Below are 14,890 nucleotides of genomic sequence, written 5' to 3' on the forward strand. Positions count from 1 at the left end.
GTACGCGGGTCAGAACTTGTTGCGCGGGGTGATGCCCAGCGACATGCCGGAGAGGCCGCGCTGACGGCCGCTCAGCTTGCCCGCGATGGTGCGCAGCGCCTTGCCGGCGGGGGAGTCGGGGTCCGAGAGCACCACGGGCTTGCCCTCGTCGCCGCCCTCGCGGAGCCGTACGTCGATCGGGATCGCGCCCAGCACCGGCACCTCGGCGCCGACCGTCTTCGTCAGCCCCTCGGCGACCTTCGCGCCGCCGCCCGAGCCGAAGACGTCGACCATCTCGTCGCAGTGCGGGCACGGCATGCCGGACATGTTCTCCACGACGCCGACGATCTTCTGGTGGGTCTGCACGGCGATCGAACCGGCCCGCTCGGCCACCTCGGCGGCGGCCTGCTGCGGGGTCGTGACGACCAGGATCTCCGCGTTCGGCACCAGCTGGGCCACCGAGATCGCGATGTCACCGGTGCCCGGCGGCAGGTCGAGCAGCAGTACGTCCAGGTCGCCCCAGAAGACGTCGGCCAGGAACTGCTGGAGCGCGCGGTGCAGCATCGGGCCGCGCCAGACCACCGGGGCGTTGCCCGGGGTGAACATGCCGATGGAGATGACCTTCACGCCGTGCGAGGACGGCGGCATGATCATGTTCTCGACCTGGGTCGGACGGCCGTCCACACCGAGCATCCGGGGCACGCTGTGCCCGTAGATGTCCGCGTCCACGACACCGACCTTGAGCCCGTCCGCCGCCATCGCCGCGGCCAGGTTCACCGTCACCGAGGACTTGCCGACGCCGCCCTTGCCGGAGGCGACCGCGTACACCCGGGTCAGCGAGCCGGGCTTCGCGAACGGCACCTCGCGCTCCGCCGTACCGCCGCGCAGCGAGGCCGCGAGGTCCTTGCGCTGCTCGTCGCTCATCACGTCGAGGGTGACGTCGACCCGCGAGACGCCCTCGACGAGGGCCACCGCGTCGGTCACGTTCCGGGTGATCGTCTCGCGCATGGGACAGCCGGAGACGGTGAGGTACACCGTGACAGCGACCACACCGTCAGGATCGATGTCGACCGATTTCACCATGCCCAGCTCGGTGATCGGGCGGTGGATCTCGGGGTCGTTCACTGTCGCCAGTGCCTCAAGCACCGCGTCTTCCGTAGCCATACATCGATAGTACGGGTGCGCGCAGCGCTTCCTGCAAGGGTGGTGGTGGGCGACGGGAGGGCGGTACGGCGCCTTGCCGTACGCGCGGGTAGCCGTGTCAGCGGTCTTCGTCACTCTCGGCCGACAGCAGGGCCCGGCGGTCGTCCAGGTCCTTCACCAGGTCCTCCAGCTCGGACCGGATCCAGTCCCGGGTGGCGACCTCGCCGAGGCCCATCCGCAGCGCCGCGATCTCCCTGGTCAGGTACTCGGTGTCGGCGATGGAGCGCTCGTTCTGCTTGCGGTCCTGCTCGTGCGTGACCCGGTCCCGGTCGTCCTGCCTGTTCTGCGCGAGCAGGATCAGCGGAGCCGCGTACGACGCCTGGAGCGACAGCATCAGGGTCAGGAAGATGAACGGGTACTGGTCGAACCTCAGGTGCTCGGGCGCGAAGATGTTCCACGCCACCCACACGATGATGATCAGCGTCATCCAGACGATGAACCGGCCGGTGCCCAGGAAGCGCGCGATGCGCTCCGAGAACCGGCCGAACGCCTCGGGGTCGTACTCCGGAAGCAGCCGCCGGCGCGGCGCCTTCGGCTGGTCGAGCCGGTTCCTCGGGGTACGGGTCAGCGCCGTCGAGCCGTTCGACGCGCGGGCGCGGTCGTCACCGGTCACGGAGCACCCCCTCGCGGCCGTGGAAGTCCGTCTCCCGCCAGTCCTCCGGCAGCAGGTGGTCCAGCACGTCGTCCACGGTCACCGCGCCCAGCAGCGAACCGCTCTCGTCCACCACCGGCACCGACACCAGGTTGTACGCGGCCAGATAGCTGGTCACCACCGACAGCGGGGTGTCCGGCGGCAGCGGCACCAGGTCGCTGTCCAGGAGCGAGCTGACCAGGGTGAACGGCGGGTCGCGCAGCAGCCGCTGGAAGTGCACCGTGCCCAGGTACTTGCCCGTCGGCGTCTCGTCCGGCGACCGGCACACGTACACCTGTGCGGCCAGCGCCGGGGACAGGTCCGACTGGCGCACCCGGGCGAGCGCGTCGGCGACCGTGGCGTCCGGGCGCAGGATGACCGGCTCCGTCGTCATGAGGCCGCCCGCGGTGCGCTCCTCGTACGACATCAGCCGCCGCACGTCCGCCGCGTCGCCCGGGCGCATCAGCGTCAGCAGCCGCTCCTTGTCCTCCTCGGGCAGCTCGGAGAGCAGGTCGGCCGCGTCGTCCGGGTCCATCGCCTCCAGGACGTCCGCCGCGCGCTCCTCCTGGAGCTTGCCGATGATCTCCACCTGGTCGTCCTCGGGCAGCTCCTCCAGGACGTCGGCGAGCCGGTCGTCGTCCAGCGCCGCCGCGACCTCCGCCCGGCGCTTCGGGGTCAGGTGGTGCAGCGCGTTGGCGACGTCGGCGGGGCGCAGCTTCTCGAAGGTGGCCACCAGGGACTCGGCGCCCTGTCCGTGCTCCTCCAGCGAGAAACCCTTCACCGCCGACCACTCGACGGTCAGCGTCTCGCCCTTGCGGCGCAGCGCCCCGCCCCGGCCCTTGCGGACGAAGTACTTGTCGATCTCCCAGTCGCGGCGGGCGGGCAGCTGCTGGATGGCCACGTCCAGGATGGTGACCTCCTCGTCCGTCTCCACCAGGCGCACCCGGCGGTCGAGGAACTCGCCGAGCACCAGGCGTTCGGTGGGCCGCTGTTCGAAGCGCCGCATGTTGACCACGCCGGTGGTGATCACCTGCCCCGACTCCACGCCCGTCACCCGGGTCATCGGCAGGAAGATCCGCCGCCGGCTCACCACCTCGACCACCATGCCGAGCAGCCGGGGCGGACGGCCGCCGACGCGCAGCATCGCGACCAGGTCGCGGACGCGTCCCACCTGGTCGCCGTTGGGGTCGAAGACCGGCACACCGGACAGGTGCGAGACGAACACCCGGGGCGTCACCGGTGTCATCCCGCACCTCCTCGCTCGCCTCCGGACGGCCCCCGGCCGCCCGCTTCCGACAGTTGTCGCACGGTGACGACGTGATCAGGCTAGCCCGTGCGCACGCGGACCGCCCCGGCTGGCCGTCCGGACGGTTCCGGGCCTGATGGCGTAGGCCACCCGGGTACGCTGCCGTCTGCCACCCCCCACCACGGATACGAGAGGCAGTGCGCCTGTGACCTCTTCCGCCCCGGCCGTACGGGCCCGCCGCCGGAACGCATCCCTCGCCGTCGCGCTGTGCGCGGGACTGACCGCGGTGCTGACCGCCTGCGGGAGCGAGGACCCGGACGAGGGGACCAACGGCGTCGGCAAGCTCTCCGCGCCGGAGATCGAGAAGAAGGCGCAGACCGCGACGGACTCCGCCGACGCGGTGCGGCTCGCCGGGACGCTGGTCAGCAAGGGCGGCACGTACAAGATCGACATGCGGCTCAAGGACCAGGGCGGCGCGGGCTCCGTCACCTCGAAGAGCAGCACCTTCACGCTGCTGCGGATCGGTGACGAGCTCTACCTCAAGGCCGACGCCGGCTTCTGGAGCCACGACGAGGAGGGCAAGGCGGACACCGGCAAGGACGGCACGGCGGCGGCCGGCAAGCTGGAGGGCAAGTACGTCAAGGTCCCCGAGGGCGACCCCACGTACAAGCAGCTGAGCGGTTTCACCGACAAGAAGGTGCTGCTCGACGGGATGCTCACGCTGCACGGCGAGCTCACCAAGGGCGACCGCGACAAGGTCGCCGGGGTGCGCACGGTGCGGATCATGGGCGGCGAGGGCGCGGGCGGCGCGCTCGACGTGTCGCTGGAGGGCAAGCCGTATCCGCTGCGCTTCGCCCGGGGCGGCGGCGGGGGTGTGATCACGCTCGCCGACTGGGGCAAGGACTTCTCGCTGAAGGCCCCGCCGAAGGACGAGACCGTCGACTACGGCAAGCAGCTGCCGAAGACGTCGTCGTAGCGCCGCTACTTGCGCAGGGAGCGCTTCAGCAGGCGCGGCAGGCCCGCCGGGACCGGCAGCCGGGTCGTCGCTGTCGTCGGCAGCGGCGCCGCCGCCCCGGAGGTCTCGGGCAGATCGGTGCGCGCGTCGAGGGGCGTGAGCCGGACGACCCGGCACTCGCGCGCCCAGCGGTCCGTCATCCGCTCCGCGTCCGGCGCGTTCAGCCGCTTGCCCTTCAGCTCGGCGACGGCGGCCTCCCACTCCTCGGAGTGCGGGGCGAGCACGGTGACCGAGGCGGACCAGGCGACGAGGCGGCCGCCCTTGTCCTTGCTGCGGACGGTCACCTCTGCGGTGGCGCCCTCGGTGAGCCCGGCCGGGAGCGGCTGCTCGCCGGGGCCGTCGCCGACGAGGTGGGCGGCGCCCTCGTGCCATACGTGCCACAGGGCCCGCGCCGCGCCGGTGGAGCGCACCCAGACGAGGCCGGACTTCTTCGTGGCCTCCTCGACGAGGGCGGGCCCGAGCAGCGTGTCAGCAGCAGTCATGGAGCAGAGCTTAGGGCCTGTATTGAGTTCCCCGTCGCTGAGCAGACGGGGAACTCAATACAGGCCCTGGCGGGGATGCTCAGAGCCATCCGTTGCGCTTGAGCATGCGGTGGATGGAGAAGCAGACCACGCCGATGAAGCCCATCACCGTCGGATAGCCGTAGGTCCATCCCACCTCCGGCATGTGCTTGAAGTTCATGCCGTAGACCCCGCAGATCATCGTCGGCACGGCGATGATGGCCGCCCAGGACGTGATCTTGCGCATGTCCTCGTTCTGCGCGACCGTCGCCTGCGCCAGGTTGGCCTGGAGGATGGAGTTCAGCAGCTCGTCGAAGCCGATGACCTCTTCCTGGACCCGCACCAGGTGGTCGGCGACGTCCCGGAAGTACTTCTGGATGTCCGGGTCGATCAGCCGCATGGGCCGTTCGCTCAGCAGCTGCATCGGGCGCAGCAGCGGGGAGACTGCCCGCTTGAACTCCAGCACCTCGCGCTTGAGCTGGTAGATCCGCCCGGCGTCCGAGCCGCGCGCGCTTCCCTTGTCCGGGGTGGAGAAGACCTCGATCTCCACCTCGTCGATGTCGTCCTGCACGGCGCCCGCCACCGCGATGTAGCCGTCGACCACGTGGTCGGCGATGGAGTGCAGCACGGCGGAGGGGCCCTTGGCCAGCAGCTCGGGGTCGTCCTCCAGCCGGTGGCGCAGCGCGCGCAGCGAGCCGTGGCCGCCGTGCCGGACGGTGATGACGAAGTCCCGGCCGGTGAAGCACATGACCTCGCCGGTCTCCACGACCTCGCTGGTCGCGGTCAGTTCGGCGTGCTCGACGTAGTGGATGGTCTTGAAGACGGTGAACAGCGTGTCGTCGTAGCGCTCCAGCTTCGGGCGCTGGTGGGCGTGGACCGCGTCCTCCACGGCCAGCGGGTGCAGTCCGAACTCCCGGGCGATGCCCGCGAATTCCTCCTCGGTCGGCTCGTGCAGCCCGATCCAGGCGAAGCCGCCCTTCTCCCGGACCCGGAGCATCGCCTCGCGGGCGGTGCGGCAGGTGCCGTCGGTCTCGGCGAGCCGGCGGCCGTCGCGGTAGACCGCGCAGTCGACCACCGCGCTGGACGCGGACGGGTCGCGGGTGGCGTCGTAGCTGTTGTGCAGGGGTGCGCTCTTGCGCAGGGAGGGGCGCACGACAGCGCGCAGGTCACGGATCATCGACATGGCTGGCTCCTTCACGGAGGGCCGTCGTCGGAGGGCCTGGAACAGCCCGGAATGGGGACGTGGACTCACATCCGCAAAGCGGGCGGCACCGCGGCGGCACGATGACGGCGTTCGCTACAGACAGGCAAAAAGACGTGCTCTTCCGTCATGCGACATGCCAGGGCCCGACCGGGTGTCAGATCACACGGAGAGGCGTCCGGTGGAAGAGCGGTTGGTACTGCACGATCGACTCGGATCCACCGCAGCCCCACCTCCTCCTGCCGGTCCCCCGTGGGGGATGACGTAGCGCCGGGACTTGAGAGCGACGCTTCAGCGTGCTGTCCCGGGCCGACACCCCAGGCTAGCAGCCGGTAGAGGGCCAATCCCTTACTTTGCCCGTTCCATACGCGACCTATGCTCGCGACATGGCAGAAATTCTTGCTCTGGTCGAGGCGCGTCTGCGGACGGCCCTGGGTGAACCGGACGCACGCGCGGCAGTGACGTTTCTCGGGACTGACCGGATCGAGGTGCTCCGGTTCATCGACGGCGATGTCGTGCGGTACGCCACGCTCGGCATGTCCGCCCAGCCGATGTCCGACCCGACGGCGGTCGTGGCCGACCCGCTGAAGGGCCCGCGCGCCGAACTGGTCCTGTCGGTACGGGGCGGCCTGGCCGACACCGACCAGGTGCTGCGCAAGCTCGCGGTGCTCGCGGCCTCGCCCCAGGTGGAGGGCCTGGTCGTGGCGCCCGGCGCCTCGCTGGACGTCGGCGAACCGCTGTGGCCGGGCGCGCCGTTCACCTCGGTGCTGGTCGCGGAGAGCGGGGGGCTGGTCGAGGATCTGGACTTGGACGAGCCGCTGGAGCCGGTGCGCTTCCTGCCGCTGCTGCCGATGACGCAGAACGAGGCCGCCTGGAAGCGGGTCCGGGGTGCGCAGGAGCTCCAGGAGAAATGGCTGTCGCAGGGGACCGACCTGCGCGATCCCCTGCGGCGTTCCGCCACTCTGGACTGACGTGACTCCGGACTGACGTGACTCCGGACTGACGGCGTCAGTTGGCGAAGACCGTGACGCCGTCCTCCGTGGCGTGCTTCGGCTCCAGCTCCTCCGCCTCGTGGCTCAGCGCGGAGCGCCGTACCCAGACGACGATCGCACCGATCACCGAGGCGACGGCGGCGACCACGAACGGGATGTGGATGTTCCTCCACTCCTCGATCTTCGGGGCCAGGTAGGGCGCCGCCGCGGCGGCGAACCAGCGGACGAAGTTGTAGCCCGCGCTGGCCACCGGGCGCGGCGCGTCCGAGACACCGAGCGCCAGCTCCGTGTACACGGTGTTGTTCATGCCGATCAGCGCGCCGGACACGATGGTGCAGACGATGGCCGTGGTGTGGCTTCCGTAACCGAGGACCACCAGGTCGGCGGCGAGCAGCACCAGCGAGGCGCCGAGCACCTTGAGCGAGCCGAACCGCTGCTGGAGCCGGGGTGCGACGAGCACCGAGAAGACCGCGAGCAGCAGGCCCCAGGCGAAGAAGACGGCACCGGACTTGTACGGCGTCATGTTCAGCACGAACGGGGTGAACGCCAGGATCGTGAAGAACGCGTAGTTGTAGAAGAACGCGGACGCGGCGACGGAGGCGAGCCCGCCGTGGCCGAGCGCCTTGACCGGGTCGAGCAGCGAGGTCTTGCGGGCGGGCCTGGGCTGCTCCTTCAGGAACGCCGTGATGCAGACGAAGCCGATCGCCATCAGCGCGGCCGTCCCGAAGAACGGGTAGCGCCAGCTGGCGTCCCCGAGCAGGGCGCCGAGCAGCGGCCCGCACGCCATGCCGAGGCCGAGCGCCGACTCGTACAGCAGGATCGCCGCCGAGCTGCCGCCGGCCGCCGCGCCGACGATCACCGCGAGCGCGGTCGAGACGAACAGCGCGTTGCCCAGCCCCCAGCCGGCCCGGAAGCCGACCAGCTCGCCGACGGACGACGAGGTGCCGGAGAGCGCCGCGAAGACCACCACGAGCGCCAGCCCGGCCAGCAGCGTCTTGCGGCCGCCGATGCGACTGGAGACGAAGCCGGTCACGAGCATCGCGACGGCGGTGATCAGGAAGTACGAGGTGAAGAGCAGCGACACCTGGCTCGGTGTCGCCTCCAGGCCCTTGGCGATGGACGGCAGGATCGGGTCCACCAGGCCGATGCCCATGAACGCCACGACGGACGCGCCCGCCGTGGCCCAGACGGCCTTCGGCTGGCGCAGGATGCTGACCGGCTCCTGGTTGAACGGATCCTCTCCGGTTACTGCCTCTGACGGCATGGGCCTCTTCCTCTCCACTGGCTCCACTGGATCGATGTGTTATGCACAGAATAAGTTAGAGAAGCTAATGAATGCAAGTTACATCTAAATTCCGCGAGGGCGGCCCGGTGGCCGGACATCGCGCGGGGTAGAGGGGTCTGGGTGCACGGCGCGCAAGGGTGATCGTCCTTGACGCGGCGACGGCCGGAGAGGACCGTGGGACGGTATGAGGGGCGAACCAAGTTGCCCGAAGTGCGGAGGCCGGGTCAGGGCGCCCGGGCTCTTCGCCGACACCTGGCAGTGCGACGACCACGGCAGCGTGCACCCGCTCCAGCCGGTCGTCCCGCCGAGCGTCGAGGCGCTCGGCGTGGTGGTGCACCGCGCGCAGGTCCCCGTATGGATGCCCTGGCCGCTCCCCGTCGGCTGGCTGTTCACCGGGGTCGCCAGTGCAGGGGACGATCGCACCGGCGGACGCGCCACCGCCGTCGCCTGCTCCGGACCCGGGCCGCTCGGCGGCATGGGCGAGCTGCTGCTCGTCGCCGAGGAGCTGGGCGTCGGGCTGGGTGCGCGGTACGCGGGCATCGACGGATCGGACCCCGGGCCCCTGCTGCGGGTGGACGGCCCCCCGGAATCCAAGGTGCTCGCCGCCGGACGCCCCACCCCCCTCTGGCACGTCAGGCACGCCCCCGCCGACCGCGCCGTCTTCGCGGGCGAGGCGTGCGGCCTGTGGCTGTGGGCCATCGTGTGGCCCGAGCAATCCGGGCTGCTCATGTACGACGAGCTGGTGCTCACCGACCTGCGCGACGCCGGGGGAGAGGTGGACCTGGTGCCCTGCGGCGCCCTCACCCCCCGCCTGCTGACGGGCCCCTGAGGAGGCCTTCGCACCGGCCTTCGCACCACCCTTCGCACCGTCCGGACCAAGCTCGCGCGCCGGTTATCCTGGGGTGTCCCCCATTCGGCCGCGAGCACTGGAGTACGAGTCGTGCGCATCGATCTGCACACCCACTCCACCGCGTCGGACGGCACGGACACCCCCGCCGAGCTGGTGCTGGGCGCCGCCGCCGCGGGCCTGGACGTCGTCGCCCTCACCGACCACGACACCGTGCGCGGTCACGCGGAGGCCGCCGCCGCGCTCCCCGAAGGGCTCACCCTCGTCACGGGCGCCGAGCTGTCCTGCCGCATCGACGGCGTGGGCCTGCACATGCTGGCGTACCTCTTCGACCCGGACGAGCCCGAGTTCGCCCGCGAGCGCGAGCTGGTCCGCGACGACCGGGTGCCGCGCGCCCAGGCCATGGTCCGCAAGCTCCAGGAGCTGGGCGTCCCCGTCACCTGGGAGCAGGTCGCCCGCATCGCCGGAGACGGTTCGGTCGGCCGGCCGCACGTCGCCACCGCCCTCGTGGAGCTGGGCGTCGTCCCGACGGTGTCCGACGCCTTCACGCCCGGCTGGCTCGCCGACGGCGGGCGCGCCTACGCGGGGAAGCACGAGCTGGACCCCTTCGACGCGATCCGGCTGGTCAAGGCCGCGGGCGGCGTCACCGTCTTCGCCCACCCGGCCGCCGTCAAGCGGGGGCGTACGGTGCCCGAGGCGCGGATCGCCGAGCTGGCCGCCGCCGGGCTCGACGGCATCGAGGTCGACCACATGGACCACGACGAGCCCACCAGGGCCCGGCTGCGCGCACTCGCCCGCGAGCTCGGGCTGCTGACGACCGGCTCCAGCGACTACCACGGCAGCCGCAAGACCGTGGAGCTCGGCACGTACACCACCGACCCCGAGATCTACGGCGAGATCACCCGGCGCGCCACGGGAGCCTTCCCGGTGCCGGGCGCCGGCGGACCCGCCTCCGCGTAACGGCACCCGGGCCCCGCCCGTTCGTTCTTCCTCACACCCCGCCGCCGTCCGGCATGTCCGGGCGGCGGTGCGGTGCGCGTCCCTTCCCCGCGGTCACCCGCCGCACACCCGCTCACTCCCCACAAGGCTCACCCGTGTTCGACGTCGCTGTCTTCGGATCCCTTTTTCTCACCCTTTTTGTGATTATGGATCCGCCCGGAATCACCCCGATCTTCCTCGCCCTCACCGCGGGCCGCCCCGCCAAGGTGCAGCGCCGGATGGCCCTCCAGGCCGTCGCCGTCGCCTTCGGCGTCATCGCCGTCTTCGGCCTGCTCGGCCAGCAGATCCTGGACTACCTGCATGTCTCCGTCCCGGCGCTGATGATCGCCGGCGGGCTGCTCCTGCTGCTCATCGCGCTCGACCTGCTGACCGGCAAGACCGACGAGCCGACGCAGACCAAGGACGTCAACGTCGCCCTCGTACCGCTCGGCATGCCGCTGCTCGCCGGGCCCGGCGCGATCGTCTCGGTGATCCTCGCCGTGCAGCACGCCGACAGCGTGGCGAGCCAGGTCTCCGTATGGACGGCGATCCTCGCCATGCACGTCGTGCTCTGGCTGACCATGCGCTACTCGCTGCTGATCATCCGCGTCATCAAGGACGGCGGCGTCGTGCTCGTCACCAGGCTGGCCGGCATGATGCTGTCCGCCATCGCCGTGCAGCAGATCATCAACGGCGTCACCCAGGTCATCCGGGGCGGCTGACCCGGCACCGGACGCAACAGCGCCCCCGCACGATCGTTCCGTGCGGGGGCGCTTCGTCTTCGTTACGACGGCAACTCACATCGGCAAGGTGTTACGAAGCCGGGCTTTCGGCCGGACGGATATAGATGCGCTGGCCCGTAGCCGCGGCCTGCTGCACGATCCGCTTGACGGAGGCGGCGTCCACGACGGTGCTGTCCACGGCGGTACCGTCGACATCGTCGAGTCGCATGATCTCGAAGCGCATAGGGCTTCCCTTCGTCTGATCCTCCTGCTGGAGAACTACTGGGAGGACGGTGTCCCGTCCGCAAGGATGAGGAGCGCCAGGCATGCCTGTCGTGCGCCCCACGGTGGTTACAACGGCTTGCCTCCTGCAATCATTCCCTACGCTAAGGAAATTTTTCGGATGTCTAAGTACCGGCTGGTAATCACGCGTGCGGGCGCGACGGGACGCGCATGAACGACGTGGAGATCGGCGAGCGGCTGGACCGCACCAACGCCCTGCTCGAACGCGTGCTCGCCGAGGTCTCGAAGACCCCCTCGACCCACGCGATCTTCGTGGACGCGGGCTATGTGTACGCCGCCGCCGGGCTGCTCGTCACCGGCACCGAGGACCGGCGCTCCTTCGACCTCGACGCCGAAGGGCTGATCGAGGCGTTCATCGACAAGGCCCGCACCATCTTCGCGGACAGCAGGCTGCTGCGCGTGTACTGGTACGACGGGGCCAGGCGCCGCATCCACACCACCGAGCAGCAGACCATCGCCGAACTCCCCGACGTCAAGGTCAGACTCGGCAACCTCAACGCCAACAACCAGCAGAAGGGCGTCGACTCCCTCATCCGCACCGACCTGGAATCGCTCGCCCGCCACCGGGCCATCAGCGACGCCGCGCTCGTCGGCGGCGACGAGGACCTCGTCTCGGCCGTCGAGGCCGCGCAGGGCTACGGCGCCCGCGTCCACCTCTGGGGCATCGAGGCGGGCGAAGGGCGCAACCAGGCGGAGCCGCTGCTCTGGGAGGTGGACAGCCAGCGCACCTTCGACCTGGACTTCTGCCGCCCCTACGTCACCAGACGCCCCGTCACCACCTACGAGGAGGACGCCCCCGCGCCCTCCCGCGACGACGTCCACTTCGTCGGCGCCCAGATCGCGGCGGCCTGGCTCGCCGCGCGCGGCCGGGAATCCCTGGCCGACCTGCTGCCCGGCCACCCCTTCCTGCCGGGCTCGGTCGACCAGGACCTGCTGCACGAGGCCGAACGCATCCTCCAGCGCTCTTTGCGCGGCCACCCCCCGCTGCGCCGGGCCCTGCGCGACGGCTTCTGGCAGCATCTCCAGTCCCAGTACTGAGACCCGCCTTCACGGGCCGCCGGTACGGGGAAGAGCTACACGCCGTCCCAGAAGGAGGCGAGCGCGGCGGCGGTCGCCTCCGGCCGGCCCGTGTTGGGGGAGTGCTCGGCGCCCTCGATCCTGGTCCGGCGCGCCCCGAGGCGTACGGCCATCTCGTCCAGCACCGGCACCGGCCAGACGTCGTCCACCTCGCCGGAGACGACGTGGAGCGGTAGCCCGGTCGCGGCGAGCTCGGCCACCCGGTCCGGCTCGGTGGCCAGCTGGCGGCCCGTCGCGATCAGCTGGGCCGGACGGTGCAGCAGCCAGCGCCGCCGCAGGTCCTCGCCGCCGGTCTCCGCCTCGGCGGGAGGGTCGAAGGCGCGCATCGCGGCCCAGACGTCGTCCATGGTCATGGTGGCCAGCGCGTCGCCGAGGATCTTCAGCTTGACCTGCTGCGCCTCGACCACCTCGGCGGGCCCGGAGGACATCAGGGTCAGCGAGCGGAAGGGCGCCGCGTCCATCAGGACCGCCGCCCGGCAGAGCTGTCCGCCGAGCGAGTGACCCAGCAGGTGCACCCCGCCCTCGACGGCGTCGAGTGCGGCCGTCTGGGCCAGCACGTCACGGGCCAGCTCCTCCTGCGCGTACTCCTGGAGGTCGCCCGTCCCCGGGCTTTCGAACTGCCCGCGCCCGTCGACGGCGACGGCCCGGTAGCCGGCCTCCGCGAGCGGTTCGAGCAGCGCGATGAAGTCCTCCTTGCTGCCGGTGTACCCGGGCACCAGCAGGGCGGTGCCGCGCGGGGTCCCGGCGGGGGCCGCGTCCAGCACGGCGAAGTCCCCGCGCGCGGTGGGCAGCGCACGGGCGCGGGCGCAGGAGGGCGGAATGAAGGTGGGTGGCCTGCTCATGGAACGAGGTTAATTCGTCCCACGCGTCCACGAATGACGGGCGGCCCCGTCCGCGAATGACGGGCGGCCCCGGGGAGAGTTCCCCGGGGCCGCCCGTCAGCTGCTGCGTGGTCCGCTCAGCCCTCGGCCTTCGCGGTGGCGCGCGGTGCCCGGCGACGGCGCGGCTTGGCCTCGCCCTCGGCGGTCGCGGTCTCCGCCACGGCCTCCGTCTTCGGCTTGGACGCCGTACGCGTACGACGACGGACCGGCTCGGGCTCGGAGATCGGCGCGATCTGGAAGTCGACCTCGTCCTCGACGGGCTTGATCACCCGGCGACGGCGCGGCCGGGTGACGGCGGGCGCCTCCGGCTCGGCGACCGGCGCGGCCTGGACCACGGCCTCCTCGGTCACCGGCTTGGCCGCACGGGCCCGGCGGCGACGCGGCTCGGCCTCGTCCTCGGCGATCGCGGTCTCCGCGACGACCTCGGCGGCGACGGCCTCCGTCTTCGGCTTGGCGGTCCGGGTCCGGCTGCGCTTCTTCGGCACGGGCTCGGCCTCCGGCTCGGCCGCCACGGCCGCGGGGGCCTCGGCCACGGCGACCGCGGCCTGGGCGGCGACGGCCTCCGCCGCGATGGCCTCCGCTCCACCGGCACGGGTGCGACGGCGGCGGCGCGGGGTGCGCGGGGCGTCGGCCGCCGCTTCCGCACCGGCCTCGGCGGCCGGGGCGGGCACGGTCGCGGAGCCCTCGTCGGGCGAGCTGCCCCCACGGGTGCGGCGGCGCTGACGCGGGGTGCGCGGGGCGCGCTCCTCGCGGGCGGCCGGTGCGGCGGACTTGCGGCCGCGGCCGCCCGTCTCGCCCAGGTCCTCGATCTCCTCGGCCCCGAGACCGGCGCGGGTGCGCTCGGCACGCGGCAGGACACCCTTGGTGCCGGCCGGGATGTCCAGCTCCTCGTACAGGTGCGGGGAGGTGGAGTACGTCTCCACCGGGTCCGGGAACTTCAGGTCCAGGGCCTTGTTGATCAGCTGCCAGCGCGGGATGTCGTCCCAGTCGACCAGCGTGATCGCGATGCCCTTGGCGCCCGCGCGGCCGGTGCGGCCGATGCGGTGCAGATAGGTCTTCTCGTCCTCGGGGGACTGGTAGTTGATGACGTGCGTCACGCCCTCGACGTCGATACCGCGGGCGGCGACGTCGGTGCAGACCAGCACGTCGACCTTGCCGTTGCGGAAGGCGCGCAGGGCCTGCTCGCGGGCGCCCTGGCCGAGGTCGCCGTGGACCGCGCCGGAGGCGAAGCCGCGCCGCTCCAACTGCTCGGCGATGTCCGCCGCGGTGCGCTTGGTGCGGCAGAAGATCATCGCGAGCCCGCGGCCCTCGGCCTGCAGGATGCGCGCGACCATCTCGGGCTTGTCCATCGAGTGGGCGCGGTAGACGAACTGCGCCGTGTTCTTGACGGTCGAGCCCTCGTCGTCGGGCGACGTGGCGTTGATGTGCGTCGGCTGCGACATGTAGCGGCGGGCGAGCGAGATGACCGCGCCCGGCATCGTGGCCGAGAACAGCATGGTCTGGCGCTTCGCCGGCAGCATCGTGATGATGCGCTCGACGTCGGGCAGGAAGCCCAGGTCCAGCATCTCGTCGGCCTCGTCGAGGACGAGCGCGCGGACCTTGGACAGGTCCAGCTTGCGCTGGCCCGCGAGGTCGAGCAGCCGGCCGGGGGTGCCGACGATCACGTCGACGCCCTTCTTCAGGGCCTCGACCTGGGGCTCGTAGGCCCGGCCGCCGTAGATCGCGAGGACCCGCACGTTGCGCACCTTGCCGGCGGTGAGCAGGTCGTTGGTGACCTGCTGGCACAGCTCGCGGGTGGGCACGACGATGAGGGCCTGCGGGGAGTCGGTGAGCTCTTCCGGCTTGGCGCGGCCCGCCTCGACGTCGGCGAGGACGGTGACGCGCTCGAGGAGCGGAAGGCCGAAGCCGAGCGTCTTGCCGGTGCCGGTCTTGGCCTGGCCGATGACATCGGAGCCGGAGAGGGCGACCGGGAGCGTCAGCTCCTGGATGGGAAAGGGGGACGTGATGCCGACGGCCTCAAGGGCCTCGGC

15 protein-coding genes are annotated in these 14,890 nt (G+C 71.5%); 6 read left to right on the plus strand and 9 right to left on the minus strand.

The window, feature by feature from the left end:
- Positions 1-9: 9 nt before the first annotated feature.
- The 3 genes from OHS17_RS22305 to OHS17_RS22315 all read right to left on the minus strand — a co-directional run bounded on the left by OHS17_RS22305 (position 10) and on the right by OHS17_RS22315 (position 3,059).
- A complete protein-coding gene (locus OHS17_RS22305; protein ID WP_132900081.1) occupies positions 10-1,143 on the minus strand; it encodes an Mrp/NBP35 family ATP-binding protein in 1,134 nt (377 codons plus the stop codon).
- Between the two features lie 97 nt (positions 1,144-1,240).
- Complete coding sequence (locus OHS17_RS22310) at positions 1,241-1,795, minus strand: DUF1003 domain-containing protein (protein ID WP_018105493.1); 555 nt, start codon at positions 1,793-1,795, stop codon at positions 1,241-1,243.
- Positions 1,785-3,059, minus strand: a complete 1,275-nt coding sequence (locus OHS17_RS22315) for a magnesium transporter MgtE N-terminal domain-containing protein (RefSeq protein WP_093706487.1) — start codon at positions 3,057-3,059, stop codon at positions 1,785-1,787. The genes OHS17_RS22310 and OHS17_RS22315 overlap by 11 nt, the downstream gene beginning before the upstream one ends.
- Before the next feature lie 205 nt (positions 3,060-3,264).
- On the opposite strand from OHS17_RS22315, the gene OHS17_RS22320 reads away from it, so the two are divergent.
- On the plus strand, positions 3,265-4,035 hold the full coding sequence (locus tag OHS17_RS22320) for a hypothetical protein (RefSeq protein WP_330313592.1): 771 nt from the start codon (positions 3,265-3,267) through the stop codon (positions 4,033-4,035).
- Between the two features lie 5 nt (positions 4,036-4,040).
- Here OHS17_RS22320 and OHS17_RS22325 read toward each other — a convergent pair whose 3' ends face one another.
- Both OHS17_RS22325 and OHS17_RS22330 read right to left on the minus strand, forming a co-directional pair.
- Entirely contained in the window at positions 4,041-4,556 is a 516-nt protein-coding gene (locus OHS17_RS22325) for a hypothetical protein (RefSeq protein ID WP_330313593.1), read from the minus strand.
- 79 nt (positions 4,557-4,635) lie between these two features.
- Positions 4,636-5,757, minus strand: a complete 1,122-nt coding sequence (locus tag OHS17_RS22330; protein ID WP_161208269.1) for a magnesium and cobalt transport protein CorA — start codon at positions 5,755-5,757, stop codon at positions 4,636-4,638.
- 404 nt (positions 5,758-6,161) lie between these two features.
- Here OHS17_RS22330 and OHS17_RS22335 point away from each other — a divergent pair, with 404 nt between their 5' ends.
- A complete protein-coding gene (locus tag OHS17_RS22335; protein WP_330313594.1) occupies positions 6,162-6,746 on the plus strand; it encodes a suppressor of fused domain protein in 585 nt (194 codons plus the stop codon).
- Positions 6,747-6,783: 37 nt separating this feature from the next.
- On the opposite strand, the gene OHS17_RS22340 is transcribed toward OHS17_RS22335, so the two are convergent.
- The gene (locus OHS17_RS22340; RefSeq protein WP_330313595.1) at positions 6,784-8,031 is read right to left on the minus strand and encodes an MFS transporter; all 1,248 of its coding nucleotides are present in this window, start codon (positions 8,029-8,031) and stop codon (positions 6,784-6,786) included.
- Between the two features lie 205 nt (positions 8,032-8,236).
- Between OHS17_RS22340 and OHS17_RS22345 the strand changes: the two genes are divergently transcribed.
- The 3 genes from OHS17_RS22345 to OHS17_RS22355 all read left to right on the plus strand — a co-directional run bounded on the left by OHS17_RS22345 (position 8,237) and on the right by OHS17_RS22355 (position 10,599).
- Entirely contained in the window at positions 8,237-8,881 is a 645-nt protein-coding gene (locus OHS17_RS22345; RefSeq protein WP_330313596.1) for a DUF6758 family protein, read from the plus strand.
- A gap of 111 nt (positions 8,882-8,992) precedes the next feature.
- A complete protein-coding gene (locus tag OHS17_RS22350) occupies positions 8,993-9,859 on the plus strand; it encodes a PHP domain-containing protein (protein WP_330313597.1) in 867 nt (288 codons plus the stop codon).
- Between the two features lie 134 nt (positions 9,860-9,993).
- Positions 9,994-10,599, plus strand: a complete 606-nt coding sequence (locus tag OHS17_RS22355; protein ID WP_026171843.1) for a MarC family protein — start codon at positions 9,994-9,996, stop codon at positions 10,597-10,599.
- 91 nt (positions 10,600-10,690) lie between these two features.
- Here OHS17_RS22355 and OHS17_RS22360 read toward each other — a convergent pair whose 3' ends face one another.
- Positions 10,691-10,843 (minus strand): hypothetical protein, encoded by a 153-nt coding sequence (locus OHS17_RS22360; RefSeq protein WP_018105503.1) that lies wholly within the window; start codon positions 10,841-10,843, stop codon positions 10,691-10,693.
- A 209-nt stretch (positions 10,844-11,052) separates the two neighbouring features.
- On the opposite strand from OHS17_RS22360, the gene OHS17_RS22365 reads away from it, so the two are divergent.
- Positions 11,053-11,940: an NYN domain-containing protein gene (locus OHS17_RS22365; protein WP_073862892.1), complete on the plus strand. Its 888-nt coding sequence runs from the start codon at positions 11,053-11,055 to the stop codon at positions 11,938-11,940.
- 35 nt (positions 11,941-11,975) lie between these two features.
- Here the strand turns inward: OHS17_RS22365 and OHS17_RS22370 are convergent, their stop codons facing one another.
- The gene (locus OHS17_RS22370; protein WP_330313598.1) at positions 11,976-12,821 is read right to left on the minus strand and encodes an alpha/beta fold hydrolase; all 846 of its coding nucleotides are present in this window, start codon (positions 12,819-12,821) and stop codon (positions 11,976-11,978) included.
- A gap of 116 nt (positions 12,822-12,937) precedes the next feature.
- Positions 12,938-14,839 (minus strand): DEAD/DEAH box helicase, encoded by a 1,902-nt coding sequence (locus OHS17_RS22375; RefSeq protein ID WP_330315329.1) that lies wholly within the window; start codon positions 14,837-14,839, stop codon positions 12,938-12,940.
- Between the last annotated feature and the right edge of the window lie 51 nt (positions 14,840-14,890).

The sequence above is a fragment of the Streptomyces sp. NBC_00523 genome, from assembly GCF_036346615.1.
Lineage (GTDB): Bacteria > Actinomycetota > Actinomycetes > Streptomycetales > Streptomycetaceae > Streptomyces.